Annotated in this window: 21 protein-coding genes; 2 read left to right on the forward strand and 19 right to left on the reverse strand. The window is 43.8% G+C overall.

The window, feature by feature from the left end; all coding sequences use genetic code 11:
- Window positions 1-77: 77 nt before the first annotated feature.
- From IAE45_RS06365 to xylB, 4 genes are all read right to left on the reverse strand, one after another.
- Window positions 78-1487 carry a response regulator gene (locus tag IAE45_RS06365; protein ID WP_200125482.1) on the reverse strand — a complete coding sequence of 470 codons (1410 nt, stop codon included), beginning with the start codon at window positions 1485-1487 and terminating at the stop codon, window positions 78-80.
- 36 nt (window positions 1488-1523) lie between these two features.
- Window positions 1524-2990 (reverse strand): glycoside hydrolase family 1 protein, encoded by a 1467-nt coding sequence (locus tag IAE45_RS06370; protein WP_200125484.1) that lies wholly within the window; start codon window positions 2988-2990, stop codon window positions 1524-1526.
- Window positions 2991-3131: 141 nt separating this feature from the next.
- A complete protein-coding gene (gene xylA / locus IAE45_RS06375; RefSeq protein WP_008380597.1) occupies window positions 3132-4439 on the reverse strand; it encodes a xylose isomerase in 1308 nt (435 codons plus the stop codon).
- A gap of 117 nt (window positions 4440-4556) precedes the next feature.
- Window positions 4557-6053 carry a xylulokinase gene (xylB, locus tag IAE45_RS06380; RefSeq protein ID WP_200125486.1) on the reverse strand — a complete coding sequence of 499 codons (1497 nt, stop codon included), beginning with the start codon at window positions 6051-6053 and terminating at the stop codon, window positions 4557-4559.
- Window positions 6054-6303: 250 nt separating this feature from the next.
- On the opposite strand from xylB, the gene IAE45_RS06385 reads away from it, so the two are divergent.
- The gene (locus tag IAE45_RS06385; RefSeq protein ID WP_200125488.1) at window positions 6304-7482 is read left to right on the forward strand and encodes an ROK family transcriptional regulator; all 1179 of its coding nucleotides are present in this window, start codon (window positions 6304-6306) and stop codon (window positions 7480-7482) included.
- A 55-nt stretch (window positions 7483-7537) separates the two neighbouring features.
- Here IAE45_RS06385 and IAE45_RS06390 read toward each other — a convergent pair whose 3' ends face one another.
- From IAE45_RS06390 to IAE45_RS06405, 4 genes are all read right to left on the reverse strand, one after another.
- A complete protein-coding gene (locus tag IAE45_RS06390; RefSeq protein ID WP_005228444.1) occupies window positions 7538-8371 on the reverse strand; it encodes a carbohydrate ABC transporter permease in 834 nt (277 codons plus the stop codon).
- Window positions 8372-9283 carry a carbohydrate ABC transporter permease gene (locus tag IAE45_RS06395; RefSeq protein ID WP_042890501.1) on the reverse strand — a complete coding sequence of 304 codons (912 nt, stop codon included), beginning with the start codon at window positions 9281-9283 and terminating at the stop codon, window positions 8372-8374. It lies immediately after the preceding gene.
- 128 nt (window positions 9284-9411) lie between these two features.
- Entirely contained in the window at window positions 9412-10737 is a 1326-nt protein-coding gene (locus IAE45_RS06400; protein ID WP_200125490.1) for an ABC transporter substrate-binding protein, read from the reverse strand.
- Entirely contained in the window at window positions 10734-12350 is a 1617-nt protein-coding gene (locus IAE45_RS06405) for a glycoside hydrolase family 43 protein (protein WP_096741650.1), read from the reverse strand. The genes IAE45_RS06400 and IAE45_RS06405 overlap by 4 nt, the downstream gene beginning before the upstream one ends.
- 266 nt (window positions 12351-12616) lie before the next feature.
- Here IAE45_RS06405 and IAE45_RS06410 point away from each other — a divergent pair, with 266 nt between their 5' ends.
- Window positions 12617-13411 carry an AraC family transcriptional regulator gene (locus IAE45_RS06410; RefSeq protein ID WP_172634710.1) on the forward strand — a complete coding sequence of 265 codons (795 nt, stop codon included), beginning with the start codon at window positions 12617-12619 and terminating at the stop codon, window positions 13409-13411.
- 263 nt (window positions 13412-13674) lie between these two features.
- Here the strand turns inward: IAE45_RS06410 and IAE45_RS06415 are convergent, their stop codons facing one another.
- From IAE45_RS06415 to gnd, 11 genes are all read right to left on the reverse strand, one after another.
- Window positions 13675-14397, reverse strand: coding sequence for an HAD family hydrolase (locus IAE45_RS06415; RefSeq protein WP_200125492.1), 723 nt, complete (start codon window positions 14395-14397; stop codon window positions 13675-13677).
- Window positions 14398-14493: 96 nt separating this feature from the next.
- On the reverse strand, window positions 14494-15111 hold the full coding sequence (locus tag IAE45_RS06420; protein ID WP_200125494.1) for a bifunctional 4-hydroxy-2-oxoglutarate aldolase/2-dehydro-3-deoxy-phosphogluconate aldolase: 618 nt from the start codon (window positions 15109-15111) through the stop codon (window positions 14494-14496).
- Window positions 15108-16205: a mannonate dehydratase gene (gene uxuA / locus IAE45_RS06425; protein WP_005228437.1), complete on the reverse strand. Its 1098-nt coding sequence runs from the start codon at window positions 16203-16205 to the stop codon at window positions 15108-15110. The genes IAE45_RS06420 and uxuA overlap by 4 nt, the downstream gene beginning before the upstream one ends.
- Before the next feature lie 20 nt (window positions 16206-16225).
- Entirely contained in the window at window positions 16226-16681 is a 456-nt protein-coding gene (locus tag IAE45_RS06430; protein WP_081117905.1) for a PTS sugar transporter subunit IIA, read from the reverse strand.
- Window positions 16682-16873: 192 nt separating this feature from the next.
- Window positions 16874-17581: a hypothetical protein gene (locus IAE45_RS06435; RefSeq protein WP_233618972.1), complete on the reverse strand. Its 708-nt coding sequence runs from the start codon at window positions 17579-17581 to the stop codon at window positions 16874-16876.
- 102 nt (window positions 17582-17683) lie between these two features.
- Window positions 17684-18190, reverse strand: coding sequence for a PTS system mannose/fructose/N-acetylgalactosamine-transporter subunit IIB (locus IAE45_RS06440; RefSeq protein WP_005228434.1), 507 nt, complete (start codon window positions 18188-18190; stop codon window positions 17684-17686).
- Window positions 18191-18207: 17 nt separating this feature from the next.
- The gene (locus IAE45_RS06445; protein WP_008380577.1) at window positions 18208-19065 is read right to left on the reverse strand and encodes a PTS system mannose/fructose/sorbose family transporter subunit IID; all 858 of its coding nucleotides are present in this window, start codon (window positions 19063-19065) and stop codon (window positions 18208-18210) included.
- A gap of 19 nt (window positions 19066-19084) precedes the next feature.
- On the reverse strand, window positions 19085-19918 hold the full coding sequence (locus tag IAE45_RS06450; protein WP_081117903.1) for a PTS mannose/fructose/sorbose/N-acetylgalactosamine transporter subunit IIC: 834 nt from the start codon (window positions 19916-19918) through the stop codon (window positions 19085-19087).
- A gap of 11 nt (window positions 19919-19929) precedes the next feature.
- Window positions 19930-21033, reverse strand: coding sequence for an iron-containing alcohol dehydrogenase family protein (locus tag IAE45_RS06455; protein WP_142424704.1), 1104 nt, complete (start codon window positions 21031-21033; stop codon window positions 19930-19932).
- Window positions 21034-21048: 15 nt separating this feature from the next.
- The gene (locus IAE45_RS06460) at window positions 21049-22050 is read right to left on the reverse strand and encodes a D-isomer specific 2-hydroxyacid dehydrogenase family protein (protein WP_074535420.1); all 1002 of its coding nucleotides are present in this window, start codon (window positions 22048-22050) and stop codon (window positions 21049-21051) included.
- Between the two features lie 11 nt (window positions 22051-22061).
- Window positions 22062-22961: a phosphogluconate dehydrogenase (NAD(+)-dependent, decarboxylating) gene (gene gnd, locus IAE45_RS06465; protein ID WP_200125496.1), complete on the reverse strand. Its 900-nt coding sequence runs from the start codon at window positions 22959-22961 to the stop codon at window positions 22062-22064.
- Between the last annotated feature and the right edge of the window lie 70 nt (window positions 22962-23031).

A 23031-nucleotide genomic window follows, 5' to 3' on the forward strand; every position in this document is an offset into this window, starting at 1 on the left:
AGAAAGCCTACCAAGCAATTTAGTCATCGTTACCCTAAAAAATAGATGTCCGTAGAAAATCACGGACATCTTTGTGGTTATTCATTTTTCCGAAACTCATTTGGTGAAACCTGATGGTATTGTTTGAACTTTTTGTAGAAATAATCAACATTGCTGTAGCCTACCAATTCAGCGACTTCATAGACCATTAGATTGGAATGACGCAAGATTTCCACCGCCTTTTCCATTCGCACTTCATCCAAGAACGCCAAATAATTTTTACCGGTTTCTTTGCGAAACTTCTTGCCTAGATAGGCACTATTGTAATTGAAATGTTCCCCGATTTTTTTCAAGGTCAAATCTTCTTGATAATGCTTTTTTGTATATTGGATCAATTCTGCAATGATATCGATTTGGTTCAAACTGCTGGCGACTGTTGCTTGCAAGGCTGCTAGTTTTTCGGCGATGACCTTTTGCAGCATCGGAAACGTTTGGGCGAGAAAAATCTGCTGATGCACTTCGTCTGTCGACCATTCGATTGCTAAGGCTACTTTTTCACTGATTTGATGCTGCAACCATTCGATGTCACCATTGATTTGCCATTTGATCTCTTCTTCCAATGCCAATGAATGATAAAAGGTTTGATAATAGCGGAATAACGGCTGTTCCAACGGATCGTTTGCCAAAATCGCTTTTACTAATTCTTCACGCAAATCGCTTCGTTCTTCTGCTTCTTGGGTCGTATCCAAAACATGGTGAGAAATGACTTGATTGGGAAATAAGAAAATCAATTTACTCAATGTCTGGATATCGATCATCAATGGCTTCAAGTTATCTTGCGCCGCAAACCAGCGGGAGATCAAGATTTCTTGATGAGCCATTTTTTTGCGGCACCACGCATCGATCGCCTCGTCGGGAAAGCGTTCCTCGTTTAACAAAACCAAATACCGATGATGCCGATGGATCAAGGTGATGACTTGCGCCACTTGCTCCTGCAATTTCTCAACCAGCTTTTGGGCATCTGCCTCCTCGGGAAGTCGCAATAGCTTGATGGCTTGTGCGTCTTTGATCCCCGTTGGATCCCCGCCAAACAATTTCTCCATCAACTGACTCTTCTGATTTTTCTGCTGATCGGTCTTGGCTTTTTGATCGATTTTCGTCAAAATACCGATCAGCTCTTCTTCATCAACTGGTTTCAGCAAATAGGTCACAGCGCCCAGTTGCAACGCTTGCTTGGCATAGTCAAAATCTGAGTAGCCGGACAAAATAATGGCAAAAAACAAAAGCCCTTCCTCCGATGCTGCTTGTACCATCTCAAGACCATTTTTTCCCGGCATACGGATATCAGCGATCACAACATCTGGCTTCAATTCGCGGATCATTGCCAAGCCAGCTTCGCCGTTATCCGCCGCCCCGACGATTTGATACCCCAGACGTTCCCAATCGATGATCAGAGGCAGTCCATTTCGGATCGATGCTTCATCGTCAACGATCAACACTTTACGCATTTTCCAACCTCCATTTTCAGCTACTCCTTCGTTACATCATGTTTCACTTGTCAAACTTGCCCCGTTAGTGCGAATCACCTCTTGATACCAATAAAAACTATCTTTCGGGATGCGGGCCAACTGACGTTCGCTTTGATTGTCGCGATCGACATAAACAAACCCATAGCGTTTTTTGTATCCATTCAACCAGCTCAGTAGATCTGTAAAGGACCAAGCACAATAGCCGATCAGCTCAACCCCATCCGTGATGGCCTTTTGCAGTTCCACCAGATGTTCCTGCAAATAGGTGATGCGGTAGGGGTCATGGATCTGCTTGTCTTCTGTCAATTGATCGATGGCGCCTAACCCATTTTCAGTAATAAAAATCGGCAAGTCATAATTGGCTTGGATGCGCCGCAAGGCTACACGGAAACCAACGGGATCGATCTCCCAACCCCAATCCGTTTTTTTCAAGTGAGGATTTTCCGCCGTCGCAAACATGGTTTCTTCGGGTGAGAACTCACCAGCTGCCGCTTGCATCAAATACGGATCGACTTTAGAAAATTCTTTCTTTTCAGCTGACTGCTTTTGCAAATTGTTTTGCTGGGCCGTCCCACCGTGATAGTAATTGATTCCTAAGAAATCAGGTTTTGCCTGTTTTAATAGTGCTTGATCTTCTGGAGTGACTTCAGGAGCCAAGCCAACTTTGGCTAATTGCTTGTACACAAATTTCGGGTATTCGCCTTTGCAATAGACATCTAAAAACCACGCGTTGTTGAAGGCTTCGCCATTTTCTGCTGCTAGCACATCTTCTGGGTCACAGCTAAACGGATACATCGGTCCATAGCCAAAACTTGGGCCGATCTTGCCCTGAGGAACCAGCTCATGGAACAAATTGATTGCCTTAGCATTGGCAAGGTTGATGATATGATTGGCTGCATACATCCGTTTTAAGTCCTTCAAGCCCGGTGGATGTGCCGCCCAACGGTACCCTAAGGAAGTGAAGACATTTTGTTCATTCATGGTGACCCAATAGGTGACTTTCTTTCCTAAGCGTTCAAAAAGGATTCGGCAATACCGTTCAAATGCCGCTGCTGTTTCTCGCCCCTCCCATCCTTGGTACTTGTCTTGCAAAGCCTGAGGAAGGTCCCAATGATACAGCGTCAAAATCGGCTCTACTCCTTGCCGAAGCAATTCGTCCACCAGCTTTTCGTAAAACGCCACACCCGCTTCGTTGACCGCGCCTTCGCCATCAGGTAAGATTCGCGACCACGCCACGCTGAAGCGATAGGCTTTCAAGCCCATTTGCTTCATCAAGGCAACATCTTCTTTGTATCGATGGTAGTGATCGATCGCCACTTTGCCGTTGGTTTCCTCAAAGGTATTGCCGGGAATTTGGGCATAGGTATCCCAAATCGACGGACCTTTGCCGTCTTCTGCCCACGCACCTTCAATTTGATAGGCCGCCGAAGCCGCCCCCCATAAGAAGTTTTCTGGGAAAGGATCTAAGTTTGTGTGAAACATCAAGTTGCCTCCTTCAATTCCTAAACCGAGTTAAATCGGTTACATTTTATCGTATCATAATTTGGTTGATTCGTAACAATTGCCAAAAGATATTTTTTAGGTGAAAAAACTGTCGCTCCTCAGAACGACAGTCGTTTCTTATTAAAACAGGTAATCATTCAAACGAGATTTCACATATTCAATGTGGCTGGATTCTAATTCGATTTGATCATGCGCCAATGCGTAATCTGTCAGTGTTTCTAAGTTTTCCTCATCAGCAACGATCTTCGCTCCGATACCTTCTTGGAAAGAGGCGTACCGTTTTTCCTTCAACTCGTCTAAGAAGCGGTCTTCTTTTAGTTTGGCTGCTGCTTTCAACGCTCGGGCATACGTATCCATACCAGCGATGTGGGCTAACAACAGATCTTCCATTTCAAATGACGAACGACGGACTTTAGAATCGAAGTTGATTCCTCCCGGTGCGATGCCGCCGTTTTCTAAGACTTCGTATAAAGCGAGTGTCGAGTCAAAGACGTTGGTTGGGAATTCATCCGTATCCCATCCTAACAGCATATCTCCTTGGTTGGCATCCAGTGAGCCTAATGCGTTATAGCTGCGGGCAACAGCGATTTCATGTTCAAAGGTATGGCCAGCTAATGTTGCATGATTGGCTTCTAGGTTTAACTTGAAATCTCCTTCTAAGCCGTAGTGCTGAATGAAGGCCATCGTTGTCGCTGCATCAAAATCATATTGGTGTTTTGATGGTTCTTTTGGTTTCGGCTCTAATAAGAACTGCGGTTTATGACCGATTTTTTCTCCATAAGCGATCGCCATTTTGAATAGACGGGCGATGTTGTCTTGTTCAAATTTCATGTCTGTATTCAACAAGGTTTCATAGCCTTCACGGCCGCCCCAGAAGACATAGTTTTCACCGCCTAATTTTTTCGAGATATCTAAGCCTTTTTTAACTTGGGCTGCTGCATACGCGTAAACTTCCGCATTATTGGTGGAAGCAGCGCCGTTGTTGAAACGAGGGTGTGAGAACATATTTGCTGTATTCCATAATAGTTTGATTCCCGTTTGTTCCATTTTTTCTTTGATCAAATCGGTGATTTCGTCTAAGTTTTGGAAAAATTCTTCTAACGTTTCTCCCGCAGGTGCCACGTCAACATCATGGAAACAGAAGAACTCTGCCCCTAATTTTTCGCAAATCTCAAAGAAGGCTTCTACTCGATTTTTCGCCGTTTCCATTTCGGTGTCACCAATCCACGTCCGTTTGTTGACAGGTGCGCCGAAAGGATCAGAGCCGTCTTGCGTCATGGTATGCCAATAGGCGATTGCAAAACGTAGATGATCTTTCATTTTCTTGCCTAAAACAACTTCTTCGGCATCGTAGTGGCGAAATGCAAACATATTGTCTGTTTTAGGACCTTCGTAGCGGATTTTTTCGATCTCTGGGAAATAAGTCATTGTTGTTGCCTCCATTTTATGTTTTTTAGTGTAATAAACTAACTTACTTGTTTCCAATCATTTAGAACCAAAAACGATTCCTCACTTTGATCATGTAGATTGCCTGCTGCCTTTACGCTACTCGATTTGCGCCAATGCATGGCAAATAGGTGAGGTTTGTTGGTAGACGGTGCGGTAGATCGCATAAATTTCTTGGTATTTGGCGACATTTTCAGGAATCGGTGCAATGGCCTTGCCGTATTTGACAAAGCCGTTAACACAAGCGGCCGCATCTGGATAAATGCCGCTGCCGATTGCTGCCAGCATTGCTGCGCCCATACCTGGACCTTGTTCAGTAGATAAAGTCAGCATTTCTGCATTAAAAATATCGGCTTGCATTTGCAGCCATTCGGCATTTTTCGCACCGCCCCCCACAGAAACGATCTGGGTGAATTTCCGCTGTGCTCGTTCTTCCATGATCATTTGGGAATCTTTCAAAGAGAAGGTGATCCCTTCTAAGACGGCACGACTGAAATGCTTTTCGCGATGCCGTGTGTCAATGCCAATAAAACTTCCTCTGATTTGGCTGTCGGTATGTGGGGTGCGTTCGCCCACGATATAAGGCGTAAACAGCAGGCCTTCTGCCCCCGGTTTTACCTCACTGATCGCTGAAAGCAATTCCTGAAACGATTGGTTGGGGGCAAACGTATCACGATACCAGCTTAAGGAATTTCCAGCGGCTAACGTGACCCCCATTGAATACAACTTGTCTTTGATCGCATGACGGAAAAGGTGTAGATCGCCTTGATAATCAACCTCTTGCGCTTCTTCAAAGGATAAGAACACACCGCTAGTGCCAATCGACACCATGCCGACACCTTCGGCGATGATCCCTGAACCTAATGCAGCACAGGCATTGTCTGCGCCACCTGCACAGATCGTCACCTCTTGTTCAAAGCCAAAGGCTTCTTGCAGTTCTTTTCGCATTTGCCCTACTGGCGCTGCTGATTCAAAAAGCGGCGGCAGTAAATCCGATGCGATGGCGAATTTTTCTAGAATGGCTTCAGACCAGCACTTCTTTTCTATATCCAGCAGTAACGTACCCGCCGCATCAGAATAATCCATCGAATAGTTACCAGTCAGCCAAAAAGCCAAGTAGTCTTTTGGCAGCATCATGTGACGAACTTGTTGCCAATGTTCAGGCTCATGTTCTTGAACCCATAAAATTTTTGGTAAGGTGAACCCTTCCAAAGCAACATTCTTGGTGATTGCTTTTATTTCCTCTCCAAAGGATGCCATGATCGCTTGGCATTGTTTGGTGGTTCGAACGTCATTCCATAATATTGCCGGACGAATGACTCGGTTATCTTCATCCAATAAAACAAGACTATGCATTTGCCCGGAAAAGCTGATGCCGATCAATTCTTTCTGCAGCGTTGGAAGCTGCTGAATCAAGGTTTTGATTACCTTGTCTGCAGCCTCTTGCCAATGCACCGGCTCTTGCTCACTGAACCCCAGTCTAGGGGATGACAATGGATAGTCAGCACTTGCTGTTCCTTGGAGTTCCCCGGTTTGATCAAAAACTAGGCCTTTTAACGCACTTGTTCCTAGATCCAACCCTAAAAAATAAGCCATCTCTTCTCTCCTTCCTCTGTTTGAAGCAGTTAACCATTGATCCTCAATCGGTTAATTAGCATTCAAAACTAACTAATTGGATAGTAAACGATTCTCGCATTCCTGTCAAGCGCTTTCAACGATTCTTTTATGGTTTTTCGTTCTCAAACTACTGTTCCTACATTCTTCGTTTTTTCTTTATTCTTCAGCTTGCACAATATTAATTTGCACGGTAAACTAACACTAATCACATCTACGAAGAGGAGAACACATGATTATCAATAAAATGGGCATACGCGAACAAAATGAAGCGGCTGTATTGAAGACAATCATTGACAATGAAAATGTGTCAAGAGCGGAAGTGTCAAATTTGACCCATCTCAATAAAGCGTCTGTTTCTCAAATAACCAAAAAACTAATCGACACGGACTTCGTGCGCGAAGTCGGCATTGGGGATTCCACTTCGATCGGTGGTCGCAAACCGATTCAATTGCAATTCAATCACCGTAGCAGCTTAGCTGTTACCTTTGACATCGGCTATAACTATGTTCGTGGAATGCTTTCTTATATCAATGGCGAGATGATCGCCTCCGCCGATCATTCTCATGAATTGATCACCAAAGAAAATGTACTGGCGACGATCGATTCTATGATGAAAGAATTTTGGCCGCAAATGCCGCAAACCACTCATGGATTAGTAGGAATCTGTTTGGCGATCCACGGCATCGTTCACAATCAGACGATCACCTTTGCCCCCTACTACGACTTGGAACACTTTGATTTGATCGCCCCTTTGAGCCAAAAATACAATACGGCGGTCTATATAGAAAACGAAGCCAATTTAACAGCTTTAGGCGAGTACTGTTTTTCTTCTGATTCCACGAATTTACTGAGCGTCAGCGTCCATAGCGGGATCGGTGTCGGAATCATCGTTGATGGGCAGTTGCAAACCGGTACTCACGGTATGGCGGGGGAAGTTGGCCATTCTACGCTCTTTCCTCACGGCAACTTGTGCCCTTGCGGCAATCGAGGCTGCTTAGAGCAATATGCCTCGAACAAAGTCTTGTTTGACACCTACAGTCACTATACAAAAACTGCCTTCGTAAATTCGGATACCTTCGCACAAGCCTACCATGCCGGAGAAAAATCAGCAGTCGAATTGGCGCTACAAAATGTTGAGTTTCTTAGCATTGGGCTAAACAATGTCATCACTTTTTCTGATCCCGAAGAAGTCTATATCAACAGCTCGGTCTATCGCAAAATTCCTGATTTATTACTGGCGCTTCAGCAAAAATTGACCAGCCAGTTCACCAAAAACACGAAGATCAAAAACAGTCGATTAGGCGATCAAGCCCCGCTGTTTGGCGGTAACGTTCTAGTGGCAAAACATTTCTTGAATATCAACGATTTGCGCTTTGCAGCACTTGATCTCTCCCATGCGATCCGTTAAATGAACGCTGGACTGAAAACTCAGTCCAGCGTTTTCTTTTGGTAAAAAGGTCTCGCTATCCTTTGATTCCGCCAGCCGTCACACCGCCCACGATGTATTTCGAGAGAAACAGATAAATCAGCAGTAAAGGAATAATACTTAATGAGATCCCTAGATACATACTGCCAAATTCAGTACGGTAAACATCGGTTTTCAGCAATTGGACCAGCATCGGCAACGTATACTTTTCCGTATCGTTGATCAAGATCAAGGGCATCAAGAAATTATTCCACGAGGTTACGAATGAGAAAATCGCCATGGTGGCTAAGCCCGGTTTCATCAAAGGCAACATGATGCGATGGAAAATTTTGATTTCGCCGGCTCCGTCTAAACGAGCAGAATCTGCCAAATCAGGATGATAGATCGTTTCTAAATATTGCTTTAAGAAAAAAACGGTAGCGGGTGATGCGATCGCTGGTAAAATCAATGGCAGAAAATTATTTAAGAGCCCTAAGCGATTCATAAATTGATAAAAGCCAATCATGCTAATTTGCTGAGGAATCATGATCAGCCCAAGAATGACAGCAAACAGGACTTTCTTGCCACGAAATTCATAGGCGATCACGCCATAAGCCGTCAGCGCCGAAAAATACACATTGAGAACGGTAGCACCAGCAGCAATCAGGAAACTATTTTTAAACCCATTGAAAACATTGAAGCCTCTGCCCATTAAGACGGACCAGTTGTATTGGAGATTACCGCCGGGCCACAAGGACAGCCCTTGCTGGATCTGTTCCGCTGAACGGGTCGCATTGACTAAGACGACCCAAAACGGCAGTATACTTAGGATGGTCAGCAACACCAAAAAGACATAGATCAATAATCGTTTTGCTCGATAGCTATTTTCCATTTATTTTCGCCCCACTTTGCTGTTTTCTTTGAAAAATTGAAACAATAACGTGCTTAATACGATTGAAAGTACCAATAATAGTACCGACGCGGTTGCGGCAACGTTGAAATTCCGACTCCCGGTAAAGGCCTGGTTGTAGATAAACATCGTGATCGTTAAGACGCTATTGTTGGGATTGCCATTTGTCAGCAAAAAAGGAATATCGAACATTTGCAAGCCGCCAATCAAGGACGTCACCAATGTATAAAGCAAGATTGGTTTTAACAAAGGCAGCGTAATCTTGCGGAAAATTTGACCATCATTGGCTCCATCGACCATTGCTGATTCAAAAAGAGCATCATCAATGCTCAAAATGCCCGAAACCAAAACGATCGTGGTCTGACCATACCACATCCAAAATTGGATAAAGGAAACGATCAGCCGAGTGCCCGTTTCACTACGGAAAAAGTCATAGGGCTGGTCCAAAACACCGAAATGCTGCAAGACTAGGTTGATCGGACCTAACGGAAAACTGAACAAAACAAAAAATAAGATTGCTACTGAAGCGGCAGTAATGATGTTGGGTAAGTAAAAAGCGACTTTGAAGAATCCTTTCCCCCGCAAGCGCAGCTTGATATTGGTAAACCATGCCGCCAGCAACAAAGCCAAGCCAATTTGAGGAACAAAGTTTACGCCCCACAAAATAAAGGTATTGCTGATCGATTTTAAAAATAACGGGTTGCGAAAAATCGCAAGATAGTTATCCAGTCCGACAAGATTGGCAGTCGGATTCCACCCTTTTAGATCTGTAAAGCTCAGGTAAATCGTATAGAGAATTGGATAAAGCTGAAAAACCAAGAATGCTAGAAAAAATGGTGCGATAAATAATAGCCCATAGCGATGATACTGTTCAAATCTTCTCTTATTCTGCATCGTAATCCCCCTGATATTTTTTTCTTCCACTGTCAACTTTTGCCTATAAAGACAAGCCATTTAAGCAGCGCATAGTACCTAGAAAAGGTAGAAACCGACCCCGTCTTCGGTGCCGGTTTCTACAACACCTAATCTACTTGAACATCTGGATAAGCATTGACGACCGCATCTTTAAAGTTTTGGATCGCCGTTTCCTGATCCACCTCGCCTTTTGAATATGGTGTCAAACAACTATCCGTAAAGAGGGTTTCAATCGTCTGGTCATACTCGGTCAGAATTTTCGCGTTGATGTCTTGAACCATATCGGCAAATTCTGCATAGTGGTTTTGACCGCCTAAAAATTCCTCTTCATATTCGCCTTTAATTTCTTCAACGACTCGCTCATTTGATACAAAATCACCGGTATCTTCGGCCCATTGCTTTAAAAATGCTTGATCTGTGGTCAAGTAAGCCACCAATTGCGCCGCTTCTTCTTGCATCTCAGAATTTGCCGTAGCACCGATCCATGTGCCGCCCCAGAACCACGACGAAGGTCCTTGGATCATGCGCCAGTCCCCTTCTGTTGAGCTGGAGTTATCGGCAGCTGTCGCATTTGGTTTTAACCAATAGTGCAGCCCCCATGTCGGCAAACTATAACCGAATACATTGTCGCTATTCATTCCAGCAAACCAAGCTTCTGATTGTCCTTCTGTATCTTGTGTCAGGCCTTCTTCTACAAATTTTCGTGATACATCCAACAAGTCATACAAACTGTCGTCGATCACTAATTTGCCGTCTTCAACCCAGCCATGTTCGCGTTGACCATAAAAAGGCTTCGCCAAATCTTGGACACTAGAGATCATATAGGTGGTTCCACCACTTTTTTCTTTGACTGCTTTGGCTTCCTCATAGAACTTGTCGTAGTCTGACAAGGCCGCTTGCGCAGCCGCTGGATCATCGATCCCTAGCAGCTCTTCTGCCATCGACGCCCGGTAATAAAACCCGCCAGGAGCAGCTTGCCAAGCCAAGGCATGAAGAACCCCGTCTTTTGAAGTTCCTACGTCTTTGACATATTGATACGTATCTGCCGCGGCTTCATCAAGTCCCAGTGAACCAAGGTCTGCCATCATGCCTGATTCCACATATTTTTTGACAAAGGCAGATTCTAAAGCAATCACATCTGGTGCATCTTTGGAACCGAGAATCGGATCGAGCTTGGTCTCGAATTGGTCAGAAGGAATCTCCACGATCCGAATGTCATAGGCCAAATCGTCATGCGCCGGTAAATAGTAATCATTGATCATCGTTGATAATTCTGAAGTAAAGGTCCAAACCACGAGTTCATCCTTGCCACTACTTCCCGTTTCGCTATTATCTGAGCCGCTGTTTCCGGAACCATTCCCGCAGCCACTAAGCATAAAAGCCGCTAAGCCCGCCACTGACGCTGTTTGTAAGACCCGTTTCCAATTTTTCATCTTTCTTCCTCCTCGATTTTTTGATAGTCAAATGAATCAAAATCAGCCGCCAAACGATTGCCGGTCGTATCGATCGCAAACATCCCTACAAAAGCCCCTGTAAAGAACCCACCGTAATGTTCTGCTACATAGTCGTCAGACAATTGCAAGCTGTCAAATAGCTGATCGATGACCTGCCACTCTTTTTGATCAAACGAGTACGCGTATTGATAGTGGGCATAATTGACGATCGTCTTGAAATAGACTGTCTGTACATCGGCTGGTATCACAACTTCTGGTGCTTTTTGACTCTTCAGTTGGCCCTTTTCGCTTGCCAATACAGTGATGATTCTGCCTTTCGTCTCATCATGAGTGATGTAGATCGCCGACCAGTTTTGTGTATTGTAGTAATTCGTCATGCCTGCTAACTGTAGAAACGAGGTCGGTGAAAATTCGACGGCAGTCGTTGCTTCGAAACGAAAATCGCTCCATCTTCTTGCCACCAGTGCTTGATGGAACAAGGAATTGAACGACTCTCGCCCATACAAGCGCAAGTACCCTGGTCGTGCGGTCAAACTACCGATTTCCTCAGAAAAAGGAATCCGCAAGGTTTGAAACACTGGTGCCAACGACGCCTCTTCAAAATCATCAAACCCTGATTCTGTTTCCCACGGATGTTCGGGCAGCTGTGGCTGTGGGACTTCCTCTTTTGGAAAGTTTCCGCCTGTGATATACGGCCAATCATTTTCCCAATAAACAGACTGGATCGCTGTTTCCCGTCCGAGCGGGCAATAGCCGCGATTTTCTAAGAGGGGCGTTTCTGGATACTTCAGCGCTCGCCCTGTTAAGTGAACAAAATACCATTCATCGGTCTGCGTTTTCACAAATGAACCATGGCCAGCTTTTTGTAGCAGGATCTCTGGCTGTCCCCAGGAACTGATCAGAGGGTTTTGAGGATGAACTTCATAGGGGCCTTCAATGTGCGTTCCACGAGCGATGGTACTTGCATGTTCAAACTTGGTGCCACCTTCTGCCGTCAATAAATAATAATAGCCGTTTACTTTATACATAACCGGTGCTTCCGTCAATTTGCGCTCTGTTCCTTTGAAGATAATTTTGGGCTGCCCCACCAATTTCTTGGCTTGCCAATCAAACTCTTGAAGAGCGATCCCATAAAAGGAATGGTTTGTCGGGCGATAATCCCATACCATGTTCAGAAAATATTTTTTGCCGTCGTCGTCATGAAATAACGAGGGATCGAAACCAGAAGAGTTCATATAGATTGGTTCTGACCACTCCCCATCAATGGTTTCACAGGTGATCAAATAATTGTTCACATCTTTCCAGCTATTGGATTGGGTTTTGACATCTGAATAAATCAACCAAAAACGACCATCACTGTAACTTAAGTTTGGCGCCCAAACGCCCCCAGAATCAGGGTTTCCCAGCATATTCAACTGACTGACACGATTGACTGGTGTACTGATCAAGCGCCAGTTCTTCAAATCCTTCGAATGGAAGATGCGCACACCTGGAAACCATTCAAAGGTCGATGTAGCAATGTAATAATCTTCTCCTGCACGACAAATACTCGGGTCTGGATGAAAGCCTGTTAGTATCGGATTGGTAATCAAAAAAATTTCCTCCTCTTTCCCTTTTTGGCATTTTGTGATTCAACTGAGTGTCAATAGGAATAAGCAGCTTTCAGTTAGTAAGTTTTCTTTACTAATATACCTAACTAAAAAAAGAAACTTGCTGCTGTAGTTCATTTTAAAAATATTCACTAATCATTGTTCTATTTACTTTCTTCAGCTGAACTGTCATAATTATAAAATGAAATCGCTATCATTCACAGGACGATTTCCACACATCGATAGACAAAAAATGGAGGGAAGATTGCGTGACTATTTTAGAAGAATACCATTTTGGCGAATATCTAGGCGTTTCCAGTTACCATCCCTACTCGCTTAATTACATGGAACATTTTCATCGTTCCTTTGAATTGCTTTTTTGTAGTGACGGCGAAGCGGTTGTCAAAATCGAAGAAAGTCCCTATGTCCTTACAACTGGCCAAGTGTTATTAGTCATGCCTTACCAGACCCATGCCATCGAAACCCCTAAGGAATCACAACTACATATTCTGGTTTTTTCGCCGGAGTTTATTCCAGATTTTTATGCCAAAACCAAAGATTTCGCTTTGTCAGATCCCGTTATCACCATTGATCCGTCTGTCGCAAATCAGCTGTATTATCCTTTATTTGAAACGGATTCCCTCTATTTACGAAAATCGGCACTGTATCAAGTCCTTTACCTTTTTGAGCACCAAACGACTTTACTACCAGCCAAAAACCAAGAGGATATCCTGATCCAGCTGCTTGCCTATATCGAGTCACACTTCAAAGAAGAGCTGACGCTCGAAAAACTAAGCAGCAGTATCGGTTATAGTAGCGTCTACGTTTCCAGAATGATCACTGAGAAATTGAAAAGCACCTTTCCTCGGCTTTTGAATCAAGCAAGAATTCGCCATGCCTCTTTTTTGCTGACCCATAGTCTCTTGCCGATTACGGAAGTAGCAGAACAAGCTGGCTTTCAAAACGTGCGAACCTTCAATCGAAATTTCAAAGCATTGACCTCACTGACTCCGAAAGAATACCGCTTAACACACAATGCTCATTTTTCGTTGCTGAAGGAATAGCGTAAAAAAGCAGCTTCACTTACCTATAAAGTGAGCTGCTACAATCTTACTCGTTATTCTAGTCAACCTTTTGCCACGTTCCCAGAAAGTAGTGAAAAACGTTCTAACGCTCCCCTTCTTCATAGAGAAATGAGCAGGAAAAAACCAATTGCCAAAACCAACCTTTGTTGTTTTATCGATTCCGCAACACTATCCCTGATTTACAGCACTGTATGTTCTTGCTTAATGCCCGTTTGCTTGATCGAAGCTTCTTTAAATATCGATCAAGCCCAAGAAAAATGATTTACGACTAGCCAGTCTCTGACTTCCGTCAGATCAGAAAAAGTTTTCACCTGTGCAGCTACTTCTTGCTCAAGTTTTGGCTGTTTAAGCAAAGGATACTTCCCATTTTTTTTGACTGGCAAAGCACTCAAATCATCCGCAATCAGAAAAGCTGGGATCTCGGCTTGTTTTGCGGCTTTTATGCCGGCGAGAGAATCTTCTAATACCAAGGCTGCTTCAGGCTTTACGCCTAATTGTTGGCAAGCTGTTAGAAAGATTTCTGGATCAGGTTTGCCGTTTCGCACTTGATCCCCAGAAACCACCGTATCAAACCAATCTGGCATCTGTTCCATTTCAAAGTACACCTTGATTTTTTCTTTCGATGAAGAGGATGCCACGGCTATCAAGCAATCTTGTTTTTTTAATGCTTCCAACAGTTCAAGAAGGCCGGGCTTTTTGAACACCCGTTTCTCTTCAGCTAAAATCACTTCTTTCTGACGATTCATCGCTGCTCGCCACCGATCCGTTGGTACCGTACTGCCATAAAGTTCCTGCATCCCTATACGAATATCGGCTTCCGTTCTGCCAGTCAGGTAATAATAAACTTCTTGGCAAACTTCAAAATCATATTCCTCCGCGGCTCTTAAATAAGCGCGATAAGCTAGACGACCTGTTTCAAACATCAAACCGTCCATATCAAAAATCACCAGTTTTATCTTTTTCATCCTATAGCCTCCTTTACTTTTCTGCGAATAAAAAAGCAATGGTACCAAAATCCTTTGGCACCCATTGCTTCACCTTGTTTATTTACAGCTGACTGCTCAACTTAGCAATGATTTTACATGCGCCAAATGGCTGTCAGCCTTTTCCCGACCTTCTTTTACTAGTGATTCTGAAAGAATGAAGGAGCCGCCAACTGCTAGCACCTGCGGATCAGATAAATAGTCTTGAACATTTTCGAGAGTGATTCCGCCAGTTGGAACAAATCGAATATCATAAAACGGACCACTGAGGGCTTTGATTGCCGGTAAGCCCCCGTAGATATCCGCGGGGAAAAATTTCACAACTGATAAGCCATATGCCGCTGCTCGTTGAATGTCATTGGGGGTAGCTGTCCCTGGAAACACTGGAATGTTTTCGGCAAGACAAAATTCCACCACATCAGGTACAAGAGCAGGGGAAACAATAAAGCGCGCCCCTTTCTCAACTGCTGCTTTCGCTTGTTCTAAGGTGCGTACCGTGCCTGCGCCTACGATCAATTTGCCCGATTGAGAGAGTTCTTCAATCGCTGCTAAAGCAAGGTCACTGCGGAAGGTCACTTCAATAAAGGGTAGTTCATGTTCGATCAACAGTGATTCTACTACTGGCAAATAGGTAAGGTCTGTTGCCGTGTAAAGAGGCAATACCCTTGTTTTTGCCAATTGTTCATAGAGTGTCATACACTCTTTCCTCCCTTCGTTTCCTTCGATTGCATTTGTTCTTTCAAGACGGCTTCATGAAGCCCTTGAAGATAACTGATCCCAATCGCGCGATCATACAGACCATAGCCTGGCATCGCCACTTCCCCCCAGATCGTCCGTCCGTGATCAGGACGGATGACGCCATCAAAACCGACCTCAACCAAGGCTTTCATGATGGCATACATGTCTAACGATCCTTCAGTGGAAAGATGGGCAGATTCTTTAAATTTGCGTTCCCCCATAAACAACACATTGCGGAAATGAACAAAGTTGATGCGGCCTTTTAAGGCATGAACGATCTCCACCATGTCGTTTTCTGGATCGGCACCTAACGAACCGGTGCACAACGTCACCCCATTATAAGGTGAATCCACGATGGCCATGATTTTTTTCAAGTCCTCTAAATTTTTGGTGATCCGTGGCAAGCCAAAAATTTCCCAAGGTGGGTCGTCCGGATGGATCGCCATTTTCACATCTACTTCTTCACATACAGGAATGATTCGCTTTAAGAAATAGCTTAAGTTATCAAAGAGGATCTCTTGAGTGACCCCTTCATAAGTTGCCATCAAACGCTGGAACTTTTTCAGTCGTTCTTCTTCCCAACCTGGCAATTTAAAGCCTTTTGATTGGCTATGAATCAGCGTATACATCTCACTAGGTTCCATATCGTCTACAACGGCTTGATCATAGAGCAAGGAGAAACTGCCATCCTCGTTTTGATAAAATAGGTTTGTTTTTGCCCAGCCGAAGATCGGTTTGAAGCTATAGCAGATCATATGTACATCACAAGCTGCTAAATTCCGAATCGTTTGAATATATTGATCGATGTAGTGATCCCGTTCCTCTGTTCCGGCTTTGATCGCATCGTGGATTGCCACACTCTCAATCCCTAATAGCGAAAGATGCTCTTTTTCAATTGATGCTTTTAGTGCATTGATTTCGGAAATCTCCCAGACATCTCCGGGCATTTTATTCAGAAGTGTTCCTACAATGCCGTGCATTCCTGGAATTTGTCGAATATTCGTTAACGGGATCGTATCCCCTTCCCCGTACCATCGAAACCCCCATTGCATTTGCTGTCATCCTTTCGTTTTTAAAAATCATCGTCCTCATCAGTTTCTTTGCTACTATCACCTGCCGAAGAATTGTGCCAAAGCGCCACACTGTTTTCTCCTTGCTGGATCACTGCTGCCACCGCCTGTTCAATCGGTGTCGCCAAAAATTGGTGATTGATTGCTTCTAATACCATCGGCAGATTCACTCCGCCGATCACATACGTCTTTTCCTGAAGAGGTTCTTCTAATTGATTGATCGTTACAACCGACTGATTGTAGGGACTCGCACTCAATAGATCAGCAAACACCAATACACCGTCCCCTTGATCTGTTTCATGGATTGCTTCATGGATTTTGTTTCCCAGAAGTTGAATATCCTCTCCGTGGTTCAAATTAACGACCGCAATATTTTCGACACTGCCCATGATCACCTCTGCGGCATCTTTAAAACCAGTACTCAGCTGTCCGTGAGTTGCCAATACGATTCCTAACAAATGTTGTTCCTCCTTTTTCGCTTCCTAACCAAATAATGCAAGGACTTTTTGCATATTCCTCAGATTCAGCTCTTTTTGCTTTAATTGTTTTCTAGGCAACACATACGTCTGATCCTGTTGCTTTTCTGCACAAAACAGATAGTTGATGCTGCCCATTGCTTCACTGCTGTGTTCGATCGCCAGCTGCTGCAGTTACCCTTCATTGAATTGCTTGCCGATAGCTCGAATCGGCGCATCGGCACCAATAGAATCTAAATAATAAATCTTCGCATTCGGCCTTGCTGAATCACGTAACACTTCCAACCCGCGTTCTCCGTAACTTCCTTCATCAAGAAATGCGAAGGCAGTCGCTGTTTGACTGTTTTGACTGATCAGTGACAGCAGCGCTAAGATAGAGGAGGTATTGCGGGTCAAATTTTGCTCAAATCCTGCCCCGCGGCTTACGCGATTTAATAGCAGAAAATAAATACCGACTCCTAAAGCAAAAAGCGCTGTTTGCCATGAGAGCAAGGGAAATCTCCCTGAGGCAAAGTGGATATAAAGCCAGGTACCCAACAACCCTAAAAGAATCATCACTGCTGAAGCAGTCAGAATAAATTGATTTGTTTTGCGCCCTTGCTCCTGCCGATCAAAAAAATGGTAATCACCGAAATGCTGTGGCGGTGTATCATAATATGTGCAGATGATCCGTTTTGCTTTGGTCAGATCGCCAACATACAAATTGCGTGAGGCGTTTTTTTTCGTGTGATCATACTCGATCACCTGAAGGTCTTTGCGAAATGGAATGATATCCGCGATGAGTGCCTTCAAAAATCTTTGTTTGCTTTTATCCGTGGATCGCGACCGATAGACATACCGATAACGAAACAGCCAATCACGAAATGCTTCTGTTTGATTCATGGCGAATTCTCCTATTCACAAATTACCGACAAGGAAGGAGGAACTCTTTTTTTATAAGATCCTCCGCCTTCCTCTTCAACAGATGACGAACTCGCTCAATGATTACAAATTGAACTGCTTCAACACATCTTTAAGGGTTGATTTCGGTGCAGAAGGTGTTGCTTGAAAATAGATTGATTCCACACCGTACGCTTCGTTCATTTCTTTGAGTTTTTGCGCATCCGCTTGATTTAAATAAACAGATTTTGTAACGAGAAGGTCCTTTTCAGGATCTTTTTGGGCGATACCGCCTATGTTTAATTCTTTCATCGGCACGCCGTGTTTGACTAAGTCGTACATCACACTGACAGTTTTGGCGATCAAAATACAGTTGTAATCTTTGAAGTTGTATTCATCCCAGTAAAATTTGGCTTTTTCTGGTGTCACGACGATCGTTTTTTGTCCTGTGCGGCTACCGGCATTTTTGTATAATTCCCGCATGAACTTATCCTTAGCTACTACCTCATCCACTACAAAGATCGAGTTGACTCCGCTTTTTTGCGATAAGGTCATCATGACCTGCCCATGGATCAATCGTTCGTCGACTCGTGCTAAATTTACTACACCCATTTTTGACACTCCTTTTCTTATAAAATACCGACACCGGCTAAAATAATCAGAATCAAGGTCAGCCATAGTAATGCTTGCGTGACTTTTAATCCTTTCTTTGTATAGAACCAGTAGACGCCCATTACAACTGCTAACGGCAAAATCCCTGGTACAATCTGATCAAGGATATCTTGGATAATAAATTCTCGTCCAGAAATATCAAACTGTAGCGAAGAACTGACTTTGACATAGTTTCCAGCCAGAACCCCCATCATAAATAAACCGAGAACCGACAGTGTTTCAATTGCGGTTTGGACGCCTGTACTCTGCATCAAACCAGTTGCATTGCGCCCCATCGAAAATGCTTGACGGGCGAAAAACATTCCTAGAGAAACTTGATACAGTGCAAAGCAAATGAATGGGAACAACGCACCTAGCGGACTTCCTTGCTGTGCCCAAGGGACGGCAATCGCAATAAAGATATATTGAACGGTTCCTGAGTCGATGGCATCCCCAATTCCTGCTAAAGCCCCCATCAAACCAGCTTTCGTGTTGTACATTAGATCATCTTGCATCAAGATCTCTTTTTTCTCATGCTCTTCCTCGGCCCGCTGTTGTTCCATTGATGACATCAGCCCAGTGATGACTCCGCCACCCCAACTCAGCTGGGTATTGAAAAACAGCAGTTGGCGTTTGTAGGCAGCTTTCAGTGCCTCATCGTCTTTGTAAAGTTTGCGCAAAATCGGCATCATGGCGTATAAAAGCGAGGGTGATAAATACCGTTCAAATGAATGCGGGATCTCATTGGCGAAATGCCATCTTAGGTATGCTTTTGTGACATCTTTCTTCGTGATTTCTTCCGGTGCGCCTTGCGCTTTTTGAATTATTTCGGTCATTACTGCTCCTCCTTATCGATTAGAACCCGTCATCATAGTCATCGTCATCATCAAAGGATGGTGATGCTGTATTCGTTTCTGGGGCTGGGGCCAATTTTCCTTTTTGTGACTGAACAAAAATCAACGCGATCAAAATACCAAAAATCGCATAGGTGACCATGGTAATTTCCAGCGAACTGAAAACTACACTCATGAAATAGGCCAAGAAGAAAAAGACCATATAATCTTTTCGACCGATCACATAGACGGTAGTTGCAATCCCGATCGCTGCCAATCCGCCACCGACTACTTCTAAAATATGGATAACGACTGTCCCCTCAAGGGCATTGATGACATCAGCAATCAGTGGAGCGCCTAAATAAAGTGCAATAAATACCAGCGGAACAAATAAAATAAATGAAGCCAACGTTGGGTATAAAATAATTGAACGAGTCATTGCTTTGGCATTCAGATCTTCTACTGCTTTATCCGTATACTTTCCTAAGAAGGTATTGATAAAGAAACGGAACTGATACAAATAACTCCCTAGCAACCCAACAGGAACGGCAACAGCAATCGCTGCTTCTGGTTGCAGATTTCCTAGCAAAGCTACCGGTACGGCAATCGCCGCAGCAATCGAAGGTTCCGCCGGCATGGATCCGCCAGGAGAAAATACCCCCATGTAAATCATTTGTAAAGCGGCAGTGACGATCATGGCTTGAGCCACATTTCCCATCACCAGTCCGACAACTAATCCCGTCATCAATGGTGAAAAACGTAAAGTCAGTGTGGCGCCTCCGCCGAGCCAACGAGACATGACTGCTGCAACCCACAGCGCAATCAGTAAACTTTGTGTAACACTTAATGTATCCATTTTTCCTCCTCCTAAACTTCTTTCAAATAGTTTTCTAAATCAAGAACAGCTTCTTTCAAGCGTTCTTTGGTGATTAAGACTGGAATCAAGTGTACTTTTTCTTTCGAATCTATGAACTGCACCAACTGATCGATGACCTGTGCATCTTCAGGAAAAATACCCATTTGATGTAAACTCATTGGTAAGTGCAATTCTTGATAAAAAGGGATCAACTGATCGATGACCGTCCATTTTTCTTCAAGGGCTAATTGATAAAACATCCCATAGGCAACCTTTTCCCCGTGAAGAAAACGATGACTTTCAGGCAGATATTTACTAATGGCATCATGCATCGCATGCGCCGCTGCATTGCGGGCATATTTATCGCCTAGCCCGCCTACCATTCCAGCAACTGCAATAACGATCTCCGACAAATGACAAAAGGCGTCTGTCACTTCCTGCTGCTTCATATCTTCAATCGCTTGTTTCGATTGTGTCAAAATAGCTGTTTCGCATAATTTTGCTGTATAGCCTGCCATTTGCAAGAAGGGCTCATTTTCCAAATGTGGTTGGGCTAAGATTGCTTCCGATTCAATCCATTTTGCCAACGTATCTGCTAAACCGGCGATAAAGTAGGAGACTGGTGCATCGATCACTAACGTCGGATCGGTAATCAAAAAAGCAGCCTGTCTTAAATAGTGTTCCGACTTTCCTTCAGATTCTCCTGACTCTTTATACATGACAGACAAGGGTGTCCATGGTGCACAATTGCTGGCCAATGTTGGGATCAGTCCAAAGGGTCGATTGACTACATGTGCTGCATACCCCACTAAGTCGGCTAACTTTCCGCCGCCAACCCCCAGAATAAAATCGATCGCCAGTTCTTCAACAAGATCAGCAATCAGTCCAGCGCCATAATAACTACATTCTCCTGTGTAGCGATGATAAAAAATTTCCAAATGCGCATCTTCTAAAAAGGGTAATTTTGGTTTCGCTTTTTCCCAAGAAACCGTTCCATGTACGAGCAGCAGGCGTTTTACTTTATACTCTTTTAATACTTCCGGCACATAGTCGATCGCGCCTTCATGGTAACGATAAACTTGCGGTCCAACCTTTACTTTTAAATCCGTTAGCACGAGTTTCACTCTCCTTTATACAGCTAAAAACCGACTTTCCGCTTGAACAGCACGGTCTGGCAGCAGTCCCTTAACGATTCGTTCAATATCCGTGACACATTTGTTTCCCATCTCTTCTAAGCATTCCATAGTATAAGCTGATGTATGCGGTGTCATCACTACATTTTCAAAAGCTAAATACGGATGATCTTTATGACCAGGCTCTTCCTCTAAGACATCGGTGGCAAGACCAGCGATTTTCCCACTTTTTAATCCGCTTACAATTGCCTCTTCATTCAAAAGTGCGCCACGGGCACTATTGGAGAGATACACTTGATCTTTCATTTTTGAAATTTCTTCAAAGGAAATCATATGATAATTTTCCTCCGTCAAGTTAGCACATAGACAAATAATATCTGATTTTGCTAGCAGCTCGTCTAGCTCGACTTTTTTTCCGCCATAGCTTTGAATATGCAAAGCGGACTTATATGGATCGTATGCCAAAACCTCGCAGCGGAAACCATTTCTCAATATTTCTACTACACAACTTCCAGTATTGCCGACACCGATCACTCCTACCGTCTTGTTAAATAATGCCCGTCCGACAAAGTCCGCTCGTTTTTCCCATTGATCTTCGCGGACCTTTGTATTCGATTCAACTGTACAGCGCAGAAGCGCCAATAGATTGGTCACATTATTTTCTGCTACTGCATCTCGCTCGACCAAAGCTGGAATGATCGAAACAATCGTTTGGTGGTCCTTCGCTGCTTCTAAATCAATATTGTTATAGCCGATCCCGTGGCGTGTGATCAGTAGCAATTCATCTTTGTACTCAAAAAATTCTTTGGTAAAAAACGGGGTAACACTTGCTATAATGATGTTGTATCCCTTAAGCTTTTCTGCTAATTCTTTCCCATTGATTTCGCTATCGAACGTGAAATGACTGACAGTTCCGATTGCTTTCAACCGCTCGATATGTTGCGGAAAGATTTTTCCAAAGCTGCTGGAATTCACTATAGCGATCTTAAACTGTTCCATATTCTTCCTCCTTACTCTTTTGCAACAATCTCGTGACCACCAAAACCATTCCTTAGCGCAGAGACGACTTTTGCTGAGAAACTGTCTTCTTCTTGGGACAAATTTCTCATAAACAAACTCATAGCGATCGTCGGTACAGCAACATTCATCTCCAAAGCCGTTTCCACTGTCCACCTAGCTTCACCAGAAGCTGCAACAACCCCGCGATATTCCTCCAACTTAGGGCTCTCATTAAATTGGGCCGCTGCGATTTCCATCAGCCAGCTGCGAATAACAGATCCATGATTCCATACCTCTGCGACGGAAGCCAAATCAAAGTCATAGGCACTTTGTTCAATCAATTGAAAGCCTTCACCGATCGCTTGCATCATCCCGTATTCGATACCGTTATGGATCATCTTTAGAAAATGGCCGCTTCCTGATTCCCCTGCATAAAGGTAGCCTCCTAAAACAGCCACATCTGCAAACAAAGATTCCACCTCTGAAAAAGCGATTTCATTCCCGCCAATCATCAAACATGCATCTTTTCTAGCTCCGGAAACCCCACCAGATGTCCCACAATCAAAGTAATGCACCTCTTTTTCTTTAAACCAGGCTGCTCGGCGAATCGAATCTTTGTAATTAGAATTTCCGCCTTCAATCACGATATCTTTCGCTGATACAAGGGGCCATAGTTTTTCAAGAACCCCCTCAGTCACAGTTCCCGCAGGAAGCATCAACCATAAAATCCGTCGGCCGCTAAAAGAATTCGTCAAATCAGCTAGCGTTTGATAGAGTGTAATTCCAGCTTCTTGCGCTGTTTTCTGCGCATGTATCGAAAGATCCAGCCCTTTTACTTGATAACCTTGATCTTTTAAATTGAGGGCCAAGTTCAATCCCATTTTTCCAAGTCCGATAATTCCTACCTCCATGACAGCGCCTCCATTTCATACTTTCATTATACAAAAAAATATTTTTTTGTAAACATAAAAAATAAAAATA

The organism is Enterococcus sp. S53 (assembly GCF_016516865.1).
Taxonomy (GTDB): domain Bacteria; phylum Bacillota; class Bacilli; order Lactobacillales; family Enterococcaceae; genus Enterococcus_D; species Enterococcus_D innesii.